Here is a 16,199-nt window from a genome sequence, read left to right as displayed (position 1 = left end):
CTTCATCCCTCTAAAGGGACGAAGTCTCTGGATAAAAGTTACTAATGCTGTTCATCATCTAGAAATGGCTTATTCACATAATAGTACATTACGCCCATCAGCACACCGCCGCCAATCAGATTCCCGAGGGTAACAGGTACAAGATTATGCACGACGCCAGCCCACGAAATCGTACCCGGATGATCAAGCACCAGTGCAATAGCAAAGGTACACATATTGGCAATACTGTGCTCATACCCGGAGATAAAGAAGCAGAACACAAACAATACCATGGCGAACATTTTGGCGCCGTCACCTTTCATGGACATTGGGACGAAGAAAGCCAGGCAGACCAGCCAGTTACAGAGGATAGCTCGGAAGAATAACTGTGACGCCGGAGCCTCCATCTTATGGGCAACCACATTCAACAAGAATCCATTCACATCGGAACTATAGAACAATCCTGTCAAATAGATGAGCAGTGCAAAAGCTATCGCACCCAGAATATTACCCAAATAGCTGACGGCCCACAATCGTACAACTTCAGCCCACTTCATCTTCCGTCTTAAAGCGGCATACGTGAAATAAAAGGTGTCCCCGGTGAATAGGTCTCCACCCCCGTAAGAAATCAGGATGATGGCGGCACCGAAGGTAATAGCAGCCATTGGATACGTCATCGGCGAATGCTCCATATAGAAGAAATTCCCTGTCTTGAACGCAACAATGACGCCAAACCCGATAAACATACTAGCCAGCATAGCTCTGGCAATGTAGCGGAATACGCTTTGCCGGTATATTTTCTGCTTTTTAAGAGCTAATCGTTCCACCTGCATCAGCGCTTCGTTTTCCATATACCCTCCGTCTCAGGCCTGTTATTTTCAGCTAATGGGTTAGAAGTACAACCCGGGCTTATTATACCCAATAAACCGCTGGAAATTGCTTGAACCATGGAACGGTAATTAATTGCTAGCTCTCTTCATTTAATTCTGCGATGGCCTCTGCCTTTTCGCTGCTGGCTACGATGATAAGCACTAGTATCAAACCTCCAAGAATCATATGCCTATCCCCTCATCCCTCCACATGTCTTGCCTTATGTGACAATTTATGTGTGGAAGAGAGGTTATATGATGGGTGTTAGTTCAAGAAATTGCTCAATTCGCCGGAAGCAGCACCTTCAGGAAGCTGAGGCTTGTCCGCCTGATTAAGCCCTAGACGGTTGTTAAGCTGGGTATTGATCGTAGTCATCTTGGATGTGTAATCCTGACAGCTCTCAATAATGCGGCGATTGGACTGTTCTGAGGTATCCAGAGCAATCATCAAGTCCCCGATTGCCTGATTCACTGATTCCATAGACATCGAAGGCTTGGAGAGCAGCTCCGTTGTTTTTTCTGTAGTTGTGCGGAGCAATCTTGCATTCTCCTTGAACTGATCCTCTATCGTCTTATTCGTTGCCTCTACAGCGGAAATTACGTTCTCCTGATCAGCCAATGACATGGCAATCATTGCAGATACAGTGATTAGATTCGAGGTCTTATCAATCGCATTATTCACGGAATCAATGAGCTTGTCGTTGTTATCATTAATGATATCTGTAGCAGCAATTGCTTGGTTATAGAGCATGATCATCTCTGTCATAGACTGAACACGCACCATTACTTTACGCAAACCCCGTTCAAGATAAGCTTTACGGAACTCATTCTCCGGCTTGGCGATCTCCACATCAAACATCTCTTTCAGCTTATTCCCAAAGGCTATCTTGGTCTGAAGATTGTAGATCTCCTCCATGGAGGTTCGCTTCAACTGCCGCATGTTAACGATGCTTTCTTCCAGCGTGTCTCTTCCATCCCGCAGGCCGGTTACAATAGCTTCGATATTCGTACGAACAGACTGATATTTGTAGACGTAGTTTTTGAGCGGACTTTTACGGAGTATTTTCCCAAAAAAGCTTACATTCTTGCTCTGCTGCAAATCCTCGCATTCGTTCCGCAGCTTCATGATCATGTTAGGCACTTCTACACGCTTGCCTGACATCAGATCATTCACAGGGCGATCCAGGAGCTTCAGGGTTTGTCCCGCTTTCTCCTGTGTTTTGACCCCTAGCTTGCCGATTTCATCCATAAGAGAGTCCAGTGTTACGGTATCTGTCTTACTTACCTTCTCAATAAGCTGTGAGGCCTCTTGGACAACCTTCTGCTCGTCTTCTTTTTTCAGTTGAATCAACTGTGTGGACATAAGCTTACCTCCTATAATTCGGAGCTGCTGTACCGCTGATGAATCAGTTCCGCCTTCGTCTGAAGTTCCATCAGGTCTTTATGCTCGATCGTTGAAGCGATATCGGATATTTTGGAATCGACATCCTTCAGACCGTTCAGCAGCGTTCTCCGATTTCTGGTTTTTGCTTCGCCGCCAAGCCGTAGGAACGGATTAATGACGGCATTCAAATCCTTCAAAATCAATCTGCGGACCGTATGATTAATCTCGCCGTTACCCAGCTCCTGAAGCAGCGGAATGACCCTTTGAAGCCTAGCAAACAGTGCCAGCGACTTCTCCACAATCTCATTATCCAGCGTATCCTTCTGCCCTTCGGAGATAATCATATCCTCCAGAATGCTCAGATACTCTACCACGGGTGCGAATTCCGGGCCAATCTTGACCTCCCCGCTCACCTTGCCACTGGTGGCGTTACTAGGCGATAGCGCCGGGACAGATACAGGGCTACTTGTCGGAGTAGCGGTAGAAACACTTTTATTCACAGAGGGAGACGCAACCTGCACAGACTCCGTTCCTGCAGGAAGCACCTCTGCAGGAAGATTCGTTCGTTTCCGTTGTCCTGATACTAAACCGACAGCTCCTCCTGCAGCTGGCAACAGCAAGGATAGCATCTCCGGAAGAAAGGGACTGGTCAATACCGCAGCTACGTAACCAATTCCGGCATACATTAATATCTTCGATTTCAAAAGAATGTTAATCACCTCTTGCGTTAACGTATTCCTAAGCTGTTAGTTCACAGTATCCGGAACGGCAGATTCGCCGTTTGATTTCATAATTAGCGGTTTCTCAACATGACTGGCTAGCACATCCACTGTGAAATCCACAGGCTGCACCTCGCCGCCAAGTGCGCTTTTTACCGCCAGATAAGGAAAGTTGATTCCAGACAGACATGAAATATGCAGGCCGCCCGACATCCGGGGATTAACCTCCAGCAGCTTGGGTATAGAGCCATTGTACTTCATTTGGACATTGAAATTGTATGGGATTTTGTACGTCTCAGCTACTTTCGCTGCAATTTCCTTCAGCTCAACGTTATGCTCCATGAGCCGCAAACGCCCTCCCGCCTTACGGCGCGGAACCGCAGCCAGCAGATTACCTGCCTCGTCTGCCAGACAATCAATACTGTATTCAAATCCCTCAAGCAGCTCCATGACCATCAGTTCAGGGAATGACAGTTCACTGGAAAGTATTCGGTATGCATCCTCAAACGAAATCATCGAAGTCACATGACCGAACAGCTCCTGCAGCGGGCTTCGGTTATTATCAATAATCCGAAAACCCAGTCCACCCTCCGAATCGGTGGGTTTGAAGCATACCTGGTGTCCTCTAGCTACAAGATCCTCATAGGCTGTTTTGAACTGTTCTGCCGTACTGACTACATGGTAATCAGGTATAGTCATAATCCCTTTTTCCTTAACGCTCTCGTAAAATTTCCCTTTATCCATAATGGTCTCCAGCAAATCGACATCCCTGCAGACGATAAGCTTCGTACCAATAGCGTCGAACAAATGGGCATGCAAAGCAATATCAAGCATATGCAGACGCGGAATAAAGATATCTATCTCATTTCGTCGGCAAAAATCAACGCAGAACTGCACATACTCTATCCCCTCAAGCTTAGGTTCAGTCTCCGCAAAGTCTGCTCCCTGAAGTGACATGTGCAAAAGATCAGGATGGGTTGCAAATATGGTGAATGGGATTTCATCTTCATTATTACGAATATGATTCATATAATGGAAAGCTACAGAGAACCAACGATTGAAATATATATTAACCTTTTTCATGGCGGCCCCACTCCCAATGCCTTTAAATTGTTGTAAATAGTCCCTACATACTGCAAAATCTCATCACTGGCGAACACACCCGAGCAGGTGGTAAAAGGATAAACTCCCACCCTCAATCCCTCTTGATGTTCGGCAAATATTTCCCCATGACAAGGGGCAATCGCATAATCAGCGGCATCCAGCAGGCATTTATCCAGCAGAGAATCTCCGGAGGCCACCATCGGTTCATTCTGAACCGTTCGCCGGACGTGCTCGATAGCAGCACTCTTATTCACCGCTTCCGGCACCGCATACAGCTTACGGCCTTGAAGGGAGGCCTTCCAGCCAAGATCATTCAGCTTATCTGCCAACTGGGATACCACATTCGGCGGCAGCAGGTCGCGGTGAACAACAAAGGTGAAAAATAATCCGTCGCAATAACGCTCAGTAAGAATCCACTCTTCACGCAGTGCCGACCTTACGATCGTTCTGATCTCCTCTGCCGGCGCAGAATGGAGCTCTACCCGCTTACCAACGGATGCTCTCCACTCCATGTCGACCTTGCCGTCAATCAGGATGTTACCGCCATTACTCGTGACGGCATAGTCAGGAACCACCGTCTCTTGAAAAAGGTTGATCCGCTTGTACTGCTCTACAGTCCGAGTGGTTACCGGCATAAACACTATGTTTCCGGCAAGGCTTATAAGCTGCGAGAGTGCTCTCTCTGAAATGTATGATACCGTTGTTCCATTAATGATCTCTGCCGGAACAAGTCCCGGTGAATCCTCGGGAACACCGATAGCATTCCGGGAGTAGATCAGTGTGCGATCCAGATCACTGGCGTAGATCATTCACTCTCTCCCTTCAGCGGCTTTATGATACCGCAGCAGGAATAAGTTAATCCCGGGTATATCTCGACGGGTACCCCGCGGTCTGCGGCCAACAGCATGATATGCTGCAGGTTGGGGTTGTCCATGGAGTTGACAAGGATTTTCCACGGTACCCTCCGCAGAAGGACTCTGGTTGTCTCCCCTACCCCCGGCTTGATCAAGTTAATGTCTGCAATATGAAATGACTCCTGAATGCTGCGAATATCCTTCAAGCCTTGCCAAGTGATCTCTGGGGGAGACTGGATCATTCTTGCGGCAATATCCGACGCTTCCTGGGCAACAGAATCAAAATGGGGCCCTATCGCCTCAATAAAAGTATTGGACACATCCGTTTCGAGCCATTCTTTATAGAACTTCGCGCCATGGAAGTCATTGGGGCCTATTAAATCATCCCGCAGCACTGTACGACTCATTAGTCCGGAGACAGTAGAATTTAGGCAGGCACTCGGAATCAGATAATCCTCTCTAGTTCCGAAGGTTGCAGAACAGTACCCCGGATCAGCAAGCACAGCCAAGTCGTCATTCAGCTTAATTCCATATTTATTATAAAAGCTTTCGCAAGCAGCAATCAGGACTTGGCGAATCGCCCCTTTTCCTGTCCAGCCGTCAATAAACTGCAGATCGGCATCCAGCCCATGCTTCTGGAGCATGTAGATCACAGCATTCTCATCAATGCCTTTGCCACGGATAATCGATATACTATAATGCGGCAATTCCACCCCATATCGGTAAGCAATATAACGCTTAATTAGTACACCGATAGGTGTTCCTGCTCTCGCTAAAGAAACGAGTACAGTATTCAGACCTCTCTGCGCTACGATCAATTCGGAGACAACCGCTACAGCAAGAGCTACCTTACGGGAGGATTGGCGAAGTGTTTCGTGAAATAACTCAATGTAAGCATCCGTAGGCTGATATTCAACTGGCAGCATCTCTGAGTAGTGTACACCGGATTGAATGGCCTCTTCCCGTTCCTCTGTAGCCCGTTCTAGGGATACATCACTCAGGTCTTTCAACAGAAAGATTACATCTGAAGGAGGATAGCTGCCGAGTTGCAGCGGGGGGGCTATTCTTCGGTTCATAACTTGTTCCATTCCTATGATGTTCATTCACATGCCTCCCGTTCCTGTTCTACTGAAGTTAGAACCACAAGATGCACCTTGTGACGGGCAAGCTTGTTCAATATATTCATCATTGGCTGAATACGCTTCTGGGAAACCTCACGCTCCAGCAGTATAAAGATTTCATCATACTGCCCCGGTTCAACGTTATAGATATAGTTTGTAATTTCCGGGTCACCGGCGGATGGATAGCCAGCGGCGCTATGCACTCCATAATCCAGTCTGCGGTTCGGATGAATTGGACTACGTGTCGTTGATTGATAGGAGATTCCATCCCCCATCTCAGCCGCAATCCGCATAGGAAGATACATGAACTCACCCACGCCAAGCACCAGTGTCTGTGTACCTTCCCGCATAGTCCGCAATTGATCAGCTATCTTACGTACCCCTGTATTAACTTCGGCATTCTGCCCGGATTCCAGCCCGAATCGGCCGCTATATTTCATATAGGGAGACTTATTCACCTCATGCAGAGAATCTGTAGAGGTCACAGGAATCCGAACCATTCCATCCGGGACATAAGTTGTAACCACCGGTACCTCTACAGCGGTTGGTCTCCCGTCATTCTTATCAGTGGCATTCAATAGCGGGATACCCTTTACTTCAATACTCCCCTGAAGAAGGCACAAGGACTTGATTGAAATCCCCAGCTCCAGCTCCAGCTCCCGATAGACCTCCACATTCTTATCGCTCCTCCAGTCGAGGATGGAGGCAATTACATATTCGTGGCGCGGGAACTTGGATTGAATATCACGAATCGTATTAATGGCTGTATTGCCTGTCGTAATCTCATCATCAACCAATATAATCGGCTCGGTGCCGGACAGCATGCTGGCGTCCAGAGCGTAGCATAAATGGTCAACGGCGTGAGAATGCTCTTCTTCAAAATTAATAACGGATTCCAGATCCGGAATATCCTCACGGGTGGTATGAATATAGGAAGCATTTCCTGCGAACAAGTTGTACATACTATGTCCAAGCGCCGTTGCTGTCTCTGCAAAGCCTATAAAAACAACAGGCTCAGGCAAGATCAGCTTGGCCGCCATCAACTCATGATAAGCTTCCTCAGCATGACCCGGATGAATCAGTCCATTCATAGCTTGCTGGAGCAGTCTTTCCACGATGTCACTGTGAAGGTTACCACTGCAAAGATCCATCTCCCGGTACAATAACAGACCTAGGGCTGCTCCGCTTAATAGCGGTGTGTATGGATTAACAGGAATATGCTTGCCAAGTACTTTACTGACGAATAAAAAAGAACGTTTCTTATTAATGCGTGCCGCCATCGAAAATAATGCAGATACCGGCATATGAAAAGGATTGGAGGTTTCGGTTACTGAAACCTGCAGGTTCTCGACAATATTAAACGTATGTGTATTCGTTCTCGGGCAATAGTCCGACAAAATGCTGTTGTTCATGTAACACCCCGTATACTTGAGATCGTAGTAAGATACGTCTTGCCCAATTCAGATGCGGCTTAATTTCATTCATTTTATTAAAATACTGACTCTTTAATACTCCACGGCTGCCATCATTACTCTCTATGATGCTCATCGCATCCACATATTCCTCATGCATCACCGTATACATGGCCTGAACCGGCTTGAGATGGGAGGGATGAATAATAGTCTTGCCTATAATCCCATTCTCCTTATCCAAGACAACCTCACGAATGAGTCCATCCATGGCACTGGAGATATAATTGTTACGTAGGTCTCGTCCGCTCTTGCCGTACGTGTCCTCGAAAGGGGTCTGACGCAGCTGCGGGCGAAGCACCCGATGCCCTTTATTCGCAAAATATTCCCACACGGGCCCGGAAATCACATAACCCCCGTCCATCCGCCCGAACACATTAATAATATCAGCCATGCAGTCACGGATCGGAGTGAGATCATAAATACTAACATCAGGACTGCGGCGAAGCCCGAACAGACTGGAGAAATCCGTTGCCCCTATTCTTACATTAAGCACATAATCCCGGTATACCTCCAACAAATCGCGAACTGCCAAGAGACTTTCCAACCTGCTCTCACGATAAATAATAGATGCGCTTTCCAGAATCGGCATTCCATAAAGGACCGAAGCTGAATAGCTGCGGGTGTTGTTGTAATCCGCTAGAATCTCAAAATACTCCACACCGTTCTCTACCGAAAATTTCGGAAAAACAAAGCCTGTTAATATCGTAGTCAGTGAACCCAGCCTGAAGATGAGATTCTGAAGTTGGTCAGGATTACGTACGCGGATAAAGATAAGGGGAAGGCTGCTTTTAGGATCTTTTTCATTCTCAGCATAAGCTGCCAAATAAGCCAGATGACGGGTGATACTTTGTTCGGCGAAATCAACCTCTCCGTCTCCTATGGCATCTTCCAGATCAATAATGACGGTCACAAGACCGCTTTCCTTCAGCTTTAAAATATCCTCGGCAACAGTAGGGCGTGTAGCCGGCATGTAAAGAGCAGCACCCACGGCGTAGGACAGCAGATCCTTGTTCATCGTATGATCAAATGATACGGGCGGAGAGTAAAATAAGGACATTTCTTGCTCGTTGGTTAGGTAATCAAAATATTTCAAAGCCCTACCCCCTTAATGTTATGCCAAGTTAGCTCCCGCATCCGTTCTCTGTAAAGAGGAGTAGAACCAACGATACCGTCCTCAAGGGGACGGTATCCGGTTCTGCAATGACAGCGAAAGCTAAATTGTTTCCTATACGATTTCAAAAAGAATTGCTGAGCGTTCTCTATGAACGGCTACCCATAGATCAGAATTTCTTATTGGCTTCTTTCTTCTTCTTACCCGAGCTGTAGAGAATGGTTCCCACAAAAACAGCAATCAGAATGGTGAAGAATAGGACATGTGACATTTCGTATCCGAAAGCACCCGCAAGCATTTTGCCGGCAATAATTGCAATTAACAAAAATGCTGTCTGCTCCAGTTCAGGGAATCTGTCAATCAGCTTCAGGAATACCTGTGCTACTCCCCGCATCATCAGGACACCGAGAATTCCGCCCAAGAATAATACCCAGACTTGACTGCTTAGTCCAAATGCGGCTACTACACTGTCAATACTGAAAGCTATATCCATTAATTCAACAAGAAGGACGGTCTTCCAAAATGAGGTCCCTTTGTTCTGTGTTTCTTCTTCGCCACCGCCCTTGAAAATACCTTTATATGCGATATAGAAGAGATACGCCGCTCCAAGGACTTTGACCAATGTAAATTTAATAAGAAAGGTCCCTAGGCCGATGGCCAAAAATCTAAATACATAAGCTCCTAAAATCCCGTAAAAAAGCGCCTTCTTCTGCTGCTCTTTAGGTAAATGCTTAACCATGACCGCAAGTACGAGCGCATTATCCGCAGAGAGGAGACCTTCCAGTAAAATCAAACTGCCAATAATGCCCCAGCTCACTGGATCTGACAGCGTTGTTACAACATCACTCCATGAGAAGAAATGGCCGTAATTTTCGCTAATACTTCTAAAAAAATTGGCTAACCAGTCCATTGCAATTCGTGCCTCCGTTACAATAATTTATTTCTTGCCTGCTACCCAGCGCAGCCCCCACCGATAAGCTTCATCCATTTCCTTATGCCCGCTGTAATACTGCACCAGTCGTTCTATACTGAAGGTTTCGTTATTCACATTGCGGATTAGTGCAATGGCGCACATGCCTTTACGGTTGTTATGCTCGTCCAAGTTCACGATAATATCAGGGCCTTCGCTCTGCTTAATCGTGACAACCCCATCTGCCTCTGACCAGTTCGTTACACCTTGATAAATAAAGGCAAAGATCAGAATCCGCTCAATCTGGGTAACCTTAGCGCCATTAATCCGTAAATTTTCACCGGTTGTCACCGTACCTGTACGATCATCGCCGTCCAGAGAGGTGAACGGAGGTTGATCTAGCGAACCAAAAGCATTACCCAGCGCTTGAACAACGCCCTTTCTCCCGTCCTTTAACTCATACAGACAGGCGAGATCCAAATCCACTCCGCGGCTGCGGTTAAATAACCCACCGCTTTGCTTCTGTTTCTGGTTCCAGTTCAGGTTGATCAGAACTTCTCCCAGACCCCCGGCAGACTTCTTGAGGTTGATGGAGTCTCCTTTTTTCTTCAGCTCAATCTTCTTCAGGTTAAGATTCAGCGCCGGGGGAGCAACTCTACTCTCTTCCGTTACCACTGGAGGTGGAGGTGAAGATGCAGGCTTTGGTGACGGAATCTGTATCCGGGGCTCCGTCTTCGGAATCGGTTTAGATTCCTGCTGAGGCCTAGCCTCCGGTTCATCCTTCACTTCTATACCGAAGTTCTCGCAAAGCGACTGCAGGCCCCCAGAGAAGCCTGCTGCAACAGCGTTGAACTTCCATTCACTATTGTATCTATATAATTCTCCCACCACGATGGCTGTTTCCACAGAGAAATGGTTTCCAAGATCACATCGGAGGATTTCTGAACCCGCTGGCCCATTCATAATACGTAAATAGGCCTGATTCACTTGTCCGAAGTTTTGTTTGCGCTTCTCACCCTCATAAATCGTAAGCGTGAAGGCAATTTTGTTGATTTCGGAGGGTATCTTATCCAGCTCCACCTCAAACTTCTTGAGGGTGCCGGAGGCAGGCATTTCCTTATATCTGATATAAGGCGTGGAAGGATTATTATAAAAAATCAGATCCTCATCCTTAGCTACCTTCCCTTGCGGTCCAAGTAAAAAGGCGGAGGTGTCTATCTCCAATGAAGAGGCTGACTGCCAGCCCATTTCCACGGTAAGCTCTCTTAGCCCAGGGTTTCCTTTGGTCAGATCGGCCTTCTGGCCCTTCACTACGGTCACACTCATGCTCGCACCACCTTCGCCAATGGGGTAAAAACAGCCCCACAATGTGGAGCTTTTTATCGAAAAAAGAGCAGGATCGGCATGACCCCGCTCCCATGACTATTGTGCATCCAGTCCGTAATTCTTGCATAAGGCGCTTAAGCCACCGGTGAAGCCGCTCCCAACCGCCTGGAACTTCCAGTCTGCACCTTGGCGGTAAAACTCACAGAATACAACAGCCGTTTCCGTTGAAAAGTCTTCACCGAGGTCAAATCGCAGAATTTCACGATCAGAAGAGGCGTCCACCACTCGTACAAAAGCATTGGAAACTTGTCCAAAGTTTTGCACACGGCTTGCATAATCGTAAATCGTTACCGTAATACCGATACGTTGAATATGTGCCGGTACTTTACTGAAATCAATGACAATCTGCTCATCGTCACCGTCTCCCTCACCCGTGCGGTTATCTCCGGTATGAGTTACAGAGGCGGAGCCTCCGCTCGGATTGTTATAGAAAACGAAATCATCGGCACCTTTGGCCTTACCATCCTCATGCAGTAGAAACGCCGATGCATCGAGGTCGAAATCCTGGCCTCCGCTGTACTTATTCGTATCCCAGCCCAATCCTACCACAACCCGGGTCAGACCCGGGTTTGTTTTGGTAAGATCAATTCGCTGTCCTTTAGAAAGACTGATCGTCACGAACCAAACCTTCTTTCAGCATTAGATTCACTGCATTGTATAGTTAGCGGTAGTTTAAGACAAACCATAATCGCGGGTTAGACCAGACAATCCGTCTTTATAACCGCTGCCGATGGCATTGAATTTCCACTCTGCACCATGACGGTAAAGCTCACCAACCACTACTCCGGTTTCGATAGAGAAATCTTCTCCAAGGTCAAAACGAATCAATTCTTCGCTGGAAGCATCATTTACAATCCGCACATAAGAACGGGAAACTTGTCCGAAATTCTGGCTTCTGGATTCGGCTTCATAGATAGTAATTGTAAAAGCTACTTTTTCTACGTCTGCAGGAATAGCTAGAAGATCGATTTGAATTTGCTCATCGTCTCCGTCCCCTTCGCCTGTACGGTTGTCTCCTGTATGAACAACAGAACCATTCTCATTTTGTTTGTTATTGAAGAAAATAAAGTTGGTTTCTTTATCCACTTTACCATTAGCATTTGCCAAGAAAACAGATACGTCCAAGTCGAAGTCCTTGCCGCCGTCGTATTTATTCGTGTCCCAGCCCAAACCAACGGTAATCTTGGATAGACCCGGGTTTGTTTTGGTTAAATCAATCTTCTGACCTTTAGATAAGTTAATTGCCATGAGTAGAAACCTCTCCTCTTCAAAATGGTATGGGTATTAGATGTAGCGTTCTGCCAATTCATTAATATGTGTTGCGTGGCTGCCTTCACCGATTGCAGAGAACTTCCATTCTCCGTTATTACGGTAAAGTTCCCCACAGATAAGCGCTGTGAAGCCTGTGTAATTGTCTGACAAATTGAATCTAATTAATTCATTGTTTCCAGCAGCATTCATGATCCGGATATACGCGGACTTGATCATGCCGAAGTCCTGTTTACGATTCACAGCATCATAGATATTAACCACTACCAGAACCTTATGCACATCGGAAGGTATGGCAGCGAGATTAACATTGATCTGTTCATCATCTCCGTCGCCTTCTCCTGTCAGGTTGTCACCAGAGTGTACAACAGAGTTACAGGCACTCTGCTTGTTATGAAAGCATACCAAGTTCGTCTTCTTGATTAGCTTGCCTTCCTCGTTCAACAGCAATGCCGAGGCATCACAGTCAACATTTGCCTGTTTCTTGGCACCGAAGAATCCCCGGGCAGGCTCTGCCGGATCCCAACCCAAACCAACGATTACTTTAGCTAAACCTGCGTTGCCTTTTGTCAGATCGATCTTCTGACCTTTCACCAAATTAATTCCAGCCAACTTCACTTACCTCCATTCCGAAACCTATCATAATCTAAAATCCTATTGGGTGTTCTACCAGTGATACGGAAGAAACCCAATAATGTTTCAGATGTTTTTGGAAAATTCTCAGACCCTTATCCTAGAGACTGAATTCACTTGGGTTCAAGCCCAGCACGCTGCAGATGTTCCGAACGACTGCTTTTTCATGCTCATCAAAATCGCCGTCAGCTGCACCGATTGCACAGCATACCGCTATAACAAGACGGCCGATTTCCGGCTTACCGTTAAACTTGGAGATGGCTTTGAGTGCTTCCTGCTTGCCGATTTCCGGAGAGAAATCGAAATTGCTTACATACGAATTGAATTGGTTAATGACATCTCTCATGTCAAATACCTTCAACTCATTGCTCAGGTTCATATATCCTGCCATCTTATTCTTCTCGGCTTCCTCAATCTTGCCGTCAGCAGCGGCTACAAGGGCGCAACCGGCTACTATTGCATTCATAAAATCCTTATTTTTAAACTTCTTAACTTGATCATTCAGACCGCTTTTTGTTGTATTTAACCAATTTTTAAATGTGCTCATCATATTCTCCTTCTATCACTTTGATTGATGATAATAAAAGATATCTCAGAGCCTCCCTTCTTTACTTACGACCTATTCGACAAATCCCGATTGACATGTCTTAAATAAGGTTACCCTTCTAATATACCCCATAAAAAAACAATATTCTACTTTGTGGAAATCGGGCGATTATAATACCTTGGATAAGAAAAGCTGTGTACGCTCCTGCTTCGGATTTCCGAACACCTGCTCAGGCGTTCCCTCCTCTACGACAACACCCTGCTCCATAAAAATGACACGGTCTCCAACCTCACGCGCGAACCCCATCTCATGCGTAACAACCACCATAGTCATCCCTTCACGGGCCAGCTCTTTCATTACGGCGAGCACCTCACCAACCATCTCGGGATCAAGCGCTGATGTCGGTTCATCGAACAACATAATCTTCGGCTCCATAGCCAGCGCCCGGGCAATCGCCACCCGTTGGGCCTGCCCACCGGAGAGCGAAGCCGGATAGACCTCAGCTTTTTCACTAAGTCCTACTTTATCCAGCAACTCTAACGCCTTCCGGCGAGCTTTGTCAGGGGTCCACTTACGTACCTGAACCGGTGCCAGCATAATGTTCTCAATTACCTTTTTGTGAGGGAACAAGTTGAATTGCTGGAATACCATTCCGAGCTCTGTACGAATATCATTAATCTTTGTGCTTTTATCCATCAAGGAGGTTCCTTCAATACGGATTTCTCCGCTCTGCGGCTCCTCCAGCAAATTCAAACAGCGAAGAAAGGTGGATTTCCCCGAACCTGAGGGTCCAATAACGACAACAACTTCCTGGTTATAAATATCCACATTAATATCCGTCAACACCGTATGGCTTCCGAATGCTTTATACAAATTTTTAACTGAAATAATAGGCTCCAGCATACATTACAGCCTCCGTTCGACAACATTCAGTAGCTTGCTGAGGGAATAAGTAAGAATGAAATATATGAGTGCTGCTGTCAAATACGGCTCCCAGATCCGCAGATATTGACCTTTCATGGTGGTGGTCCAGTACATTAATTCTTGTGTAGCAACAACTGACATTAAGGAAGAGTCCTTAACCAATACAATAAATTCATTCCCAAATGCGGGAATCATACGCTTGATTGCCTGCGGAAGAATAATAAATCTCATGGCCTGCCTTTTACTCATACCGAGCGATAGTGCAGCCTCCTGCTGACCCTGATCAATAGACTGAATACCTGCCCGAAAAATTTCGGCGGAGTATGCAGCGGAATTGAGCGAAAGAGCAACAAAGGCGGATAGAAGTGCATTGGTACTTCCGTAAAAAGCCGGGATCAGTCCGAAATGGACGATTAAGATCTGGACGATCAGCGGCGTTCCGCGAAAGAAATTGATATAACAGTGAAAGGGCCAGCGCCAATACCAGCGCGGCGCCATTTTGCCGAATCCAACCCCTAATCCCAGAATCGAACCTACAAGTATAGATACTAAAGATACTCCGATAGTGAGCATCGTCCCTCTCAACAGGACCGGCAAATAATGAATAATGATGTCGAATCTGAAATCCATAATACTCTTCCCTTCTCTTATGCGTCTGTAAAATTCTATAAAAAGAAGCATGCGCAATAGCTTACATTACGCATGCTTTTCATTCCCTCTGGTTATTCCCTTCGGTTACTGCAGTTGCTGCTTAACTGCTTACTTCGCATTCAGCAGGTTATCCAAATTGGGCTCTTCGCCGAACCATGTTTTGTAGATTTCTGCGTATTTCCCGTTCTCCAGCACTTTTTTAATGGCCGGGTCAAGCTTAGCCTTCAACTCACTGCCTTTAGGCAACAGAATGCCGTAGTATTCTGAACTGAAATTCGTTGTATCTAAGATACTGGTTAATTTCTGGTCAGGGTTATTCTTAATGTACTCACGAATGATTGCAATATCGGCAACTACTGCATCTGCTCCGCCGCCGTTTAGTTCCATTAGAGCTACCGCGTTGCTATCAAAGCGTTTCAGGTTGCCGTTATCCACACCCATAATTCCACTCATCAATTCATCCGCAGTCGTTGCTGTTTGAACGGCAACCTTCTTATCCTTCAGGTCAAGCGCACTCTTGATCGAACTGCCTTCCTTAACCATGATTATATTCGTAGATTCAAAGTAAGGGATGGAATAGTCATACGTTTCTTTCCGTTCATCCGTGATCGATACCGAGGACAATCCAGCCTGGTACTCCGTTCCTTGCTTCACACTTGAGAGCATTGTATCCCAGCCTGTATTCTTCACTTCATACTCCATGCCGGCCTCTTCCATAACCGCCTTGATGAAGTCGATATCAAAACCTTTGATCGTATCTGTATCCATATACTCCATAGGTGCATAGCTGGCATCACTGGCGAACATTATTTTCTCACCCGCGGCGTTACCGCTGCTTGCATTATTGGACCCACAACCCACCAAAGCTAATAATAGGAATGCCACTAAACCTGACATGATAAACTTTTTCCGACTCTTCATATCTTAATCCCCCTAAGTATTTATAGATAACTTAAGAAAGATTTTATCAGATTAAAGCGATGGTGACAATTAACTTTTCCTCTTTGTGTCACATAACATTACATCAAATCAGAAATTCGTAACATTTATTGAGCTGTCCAGCCTCCATCGACTAGAAGAGTGGTTCCCGTTACCATATTACCGGCAGAGGATGCCAGATAAATAACGGCTCCTGCCACATCCTGAAGTTCAGCTACCCGGTTGGCTGGAATGCACTAGACATGCACAAATGCTGACATGAAAAATATAGTTTAAATAAATTACTAAAAATGTATAATTATGATTTGTTTTCACTACTCAATCCAT

18 protein-coding genes are annotated in these 16,199 nt (G+C 46.1%); all 18 read right to left on the bottom strand.

Annotated features, from left to right (window positions below; genetic code table 11):
- Positions 1-41: 41 nt before the first annotated feature.
- The 18 genes from J2T20_RS23975 to J2T20_RS23890 all read right to left on the bottom strand — a co-directional run bounded on the left by J2T20_RS23975 (position 42) and on the right by J2T20_RS23890 (position 16,105).
- Positions 42-830: a formate/nitrite transporter family protein gene (locus J2T20_RS23975; protein ID WP_307592258.1), complete on the bottom strand. Its 789-nt coding sequence runs from the start codon at positions 828-830 to the stop codon at positions 42-44.
- A gap of 283 nt (positions 831-1,113) precedes the next feature.
- Complete coding sequence (locus tag J2T20_RS23970; RefSeq protein ID WP_307592257.1) at positions 1,114-2,211, bottom strand: toxic anion resistance protein; 1,098 nt, start codon at positions 2,209-2,211, stop codon at positions 1,114-1,116.
- Positions 2,212-2,222: 11 nt separating this feature from the next.
- Positions 2,223-2,918: a hypothetical protein gene (locus tag J2T20_RS23965; RefSeq protein WP_307592289.1), complete on the bottom strand. Its 696-nt coding sequence runs from the start codon at positions 2,916-2,918 to the stop codon at positions 2,223-2,225.
- A gap of 60 nt (positions 2,919-2,978) precedes the next feature.
- Positions 2,979-4,034 (bottom strand): ATP-grasp domain-containing protein, encoded by a 1,056-nt coding sequence (locus J2T20_RS23960; protein WP_307592255.1) that lies wholly within the window; start codon positions 4,032-4,034, stop codon positions 2,979-2,981.
- Positions 4,031-4,864: an HAD family hydrolase gene (locus tag J2T20_RS23955; RefSeq protein WP_307592253.1), complete on the bottom strand. Its 834-nt coding sequence runs from the start codon at positions 4,862-4,864 to the stop codon at positions 4,031-4,033. Before J2T20_RS23955 ends, J2T20_RS23960 begins: the two co-directional genes overlap by 4 nt.
- A complete protein-coding gene (locus J2T20_RS23950) occupies positions 4,861-6,012 on the bottom strand; it encodes a cysteine protease StiP family protein (RefSeq protein ID WP_307592251.1) in 1,152 nt (383 codons plus the stop codon). The genes J2T20_RS23955 and J2T20_RS23950 overlap by 4 nt, the downstream gene beginning before the upstream one ends.
- Positions 6,009-7,442: a phosphoribosyltransferase family protein gene (locus J2T20_RS23945; RefSeq protein ID WP_373457852.1), complete on the bottom strand. Its 1,434-nt coding sequence runs from the start codon at positions 7,440-7,442 to the stop codon at positions 6,009-6,011. The genes J2T20_RS23950 and J2T20_RS23945 overlap by 4 nt, the downstream gene beginning before the upstream one ends.
- On the bottom strand, positions 7,387-8,595 hold the full coding sequence (locus J2T20_RS23940) for an HpcH/HpaI aldolase/citrate lyase family protein (protein ID WP_307592250.1): 1,209 nt from the start codon (positions 8,593-8,595) through the stop codon (positions 7,387-7,389). The genes J2T20_RS23945 and J2T20_RS23940 overlap by 56 nt, the downstream gene beginning before the upstream one ends.
- Positions 8,596-8,782: 187 nt before the next feature.
- Positions 8,783-9,523, bottom strand: coding sequence for a TerC family protein (locus J2T20_RS23935; RefSeq protein ID WP_307592248.1), 741 nt, complete (start codon positions 9,521-9,523; stop codon positions 8,783-8,785).
- A gap of 27 nt (positions 9,524-9,550) precedes the next feature.
- Positions 9,551-10,849 carry a TerD family protein gene (locus J2T20_RS23930; RefSeq protein WP_307592246.1) on the bottom strand — a complete coding sequence of 433 codons (1,299 nt, stop codon included), beginning with the start codon at positions 10,847-10,849 and terminating at the stop codon, positions 9,551-9,553.
- 96 nt (positions 10,850-10,945) lie between these two features.
- The gene (locus J2T20_RS23925) at positions 10,946-11,527 is read right to left on the bottom strand and encodes a TerD family protein (RefSeq protein WP_307592245.1); all 582 of its coding nucleotides are present in this window, start codon (positions 11,525-11,527) and stop codon (positions 10,946-10,948) included.
- A gap of 54 nt (positions 11,528-11,581) precedes the next feature.
- The gene (locus tag J2T20_RS23920) at positions 11,582-12,157 is read right to left on the bottom strand and encodes a TerD family protein (RefSeq protein ID WP_307592243.1); all 576 of its coding nucleotides are present in this window, start codon (positions 12,155-12,157) and stop codon (positions 11,582-11,584) included.
- A 36-nt stretch (positions 12,158-12,193) separates the two neighbouring features.
- On the bottom strand, positions 12,194-12,790 hold the full coding sequence (locus J2T20_RS23915; protein ID WP_307592242.1) for a TerD family protein: 597 nt from the start codon (positions 12,788-12,790) through the stop codon (positions 12,194-12,196).
- Positions 12,791-12,911: 121 nt separating this feature from the next.
- Positions 12,912-13,358: a tellurite resistance TerB family protein gene (locus J2T20_RS23910; protein ID WP_307592285.1), complete on the bottom strand. Its 447-nt coding sequence runs from the start codon at positions 13,356-13,358 to the stop codon at positions 12,912-12,914.
- Between the two features lie 168 nt (positions 13,359-13,526).
- Positions 13,527-14,249: an amino acid ABC transporter ATP-binding protein gene (locus J2T20_RS23905; RefSeq protein ID WP_307592283.1), complete on the bottom strand. Its 723-nt coding sequence runs from the start codon at positions 14,247-14,249 to the stop codon at positions 13,527-13,529.
- A 15-nt stretch (positions 14,250-14,264) separates the two neighbouring features.
- Positions 14,265-14,912: an amino acid ABC transporter permease gene (locus J2T20_RS23900; RefSeq protein ID WP_307592241.1), complete on the bottom strand. Its 648-nt coding sequence runs from the start codon at positions 14,910-14,912 to the stop codon at positions 14,265-14,267.
- A gap of 129 nt (positions 14,913-15,041) precedes the next feature.
- Positions 15,042-15,854 (bottom strand): basic amino acid ABC transporter substrate-binding protein, encoded by an 813-nt coding sequence (locus J2T20_RS23895; RefSeq protein ID WP_307592238.1) that lies wholly within the window; start codon positions 15,852-15,854, stop codon positions 15,042-15,044.
- 125 nt (positions 15,855-15,979) lie between these two features.
- Positions 15,980-16,105: an SDR family oxidoreductase gene (locus tag J2T20_RS23890; RefSeq protein ID WP_373457853.1), complete on the bottom strand. Its 126-nt coding sequence runs from the start codon at positions 16,103-16,105 to the stop codon at positions 15,980-15,982.
- Positions 16,106-16,199 lie beyond the last annotated feature (94 nt).

Source organism: Paenibacillus wynnii (assembly GCF_030812855.1).
Classification (GTDB): Bacteria; Bacillota; Bacilli; order Paenibacillales; family Paenibacillaceae; genus Paenibacillus_AQ; species Paenibacillus_AQ wynnii_A.
This window is presented reverse-complemented; position numbering and strand designations above follow the sequence as displayed.

What these genes read in the sequence shown, in the direction of transcription:
- J2T20_RS23975 (WP_307592258.1), bottom strand. Translation starts at nt 830, where the DNA reads ATGGAAAACGAAGCGCTGATGCAGGTGGAACGATTAGCTCTTAAAAAG.
- J2T20_RS23970 (WP_307592257.1), bottom strand. Translation starts at nt 2,211, where the DNA reads ATGTCCACACAGTTGATTCAACTGAAAAAAGAAGACGAGCAGAAGGTT.
- J2T20_RS23965 (WP_307592289.1), bottom strand. Translation starts at nt 2,918, where the DNA reads ATGTATGCCGGAATTGGTTACGTAGCTGCGGTATTGACCAGTCCCTTT.
- J2T20_RS23960 (WP_307592255.1), bottom strand. Translation starts at nt 4,034, where the DNA reads ATGAAAAAGGTTAATATATATTTCAATCGTTGGTTCTCTGTAGCTTTC.
- J2T20_RS23955 (WP_307592253.1), bottom strand. Translation starts at nt 4,864, where the DNA reads ATGATCTACGCCAGTGATCTGGATCGCACACTGATCTACTCCCGGAAT.
- J2T20_RS23950 (WP_307592251.1), bottom strand. Translation starts at nt 6,012, where the DNA reads ATGAACATCATAGGAATGGAACAAGTTATGAACCGAAGAATAGCCCCC.
- J2T20_RS23945 (WP_373457852.1), bottom strand. Translation starts at nt 7,442, where the DNA reads ATGAACAACAGCATTTTGTCGGACTATTGCCCGAGAACGAATACACAT.
- J2T20_RS23935 (WP_307592248.1), bottom strand. Translation starts at nt 9,523, where the DNA reads ATGGACTGGTTAGCCAATTTTTTTAGAAGTATTAGCGAAAATTACGGC.
- J2T20_RS23930 (WP_307592246.1), bottom strand. Translation starts at nt 10,849, where the DNA reads ATGAGTGTGACCGTAGTGAAGGGCCAGAAGGCCGATCTGACCAAAGGA.
- J2T20_RS23920 (WP_307592243.1), bottom strand. Translation starts at nt 12,157, where the DNA reads ATGGCAATTAACTTATCTAAAGGTCAGAAGATTGATTTAACCAAAACA.
- J2T20_RS23910 (WP_307592285.1), bottom strand. Translation starts at nt 13,358, where the DNA reads ATGAGCACATTTAAAAATTGGTTAAATACAACAAAAAGCGGTCTGAAT.
- J2T20_RS23900 (WP_307592241.1), bottom strand. Translation starts at nt 14,912, where the DNA reads ATGGATTTCAGATTCGACATCATTATTCATTATTTGCCGGTCCTGTTG.
- J2T20_RS23895 (WP_307592238.1), bottom strand. Translation starts at nt 15,854, where the DNA reads ATGAAGAGTCGGAAAAAGTTTATCATGTCAGGTTTAGTGGCATTCCTA.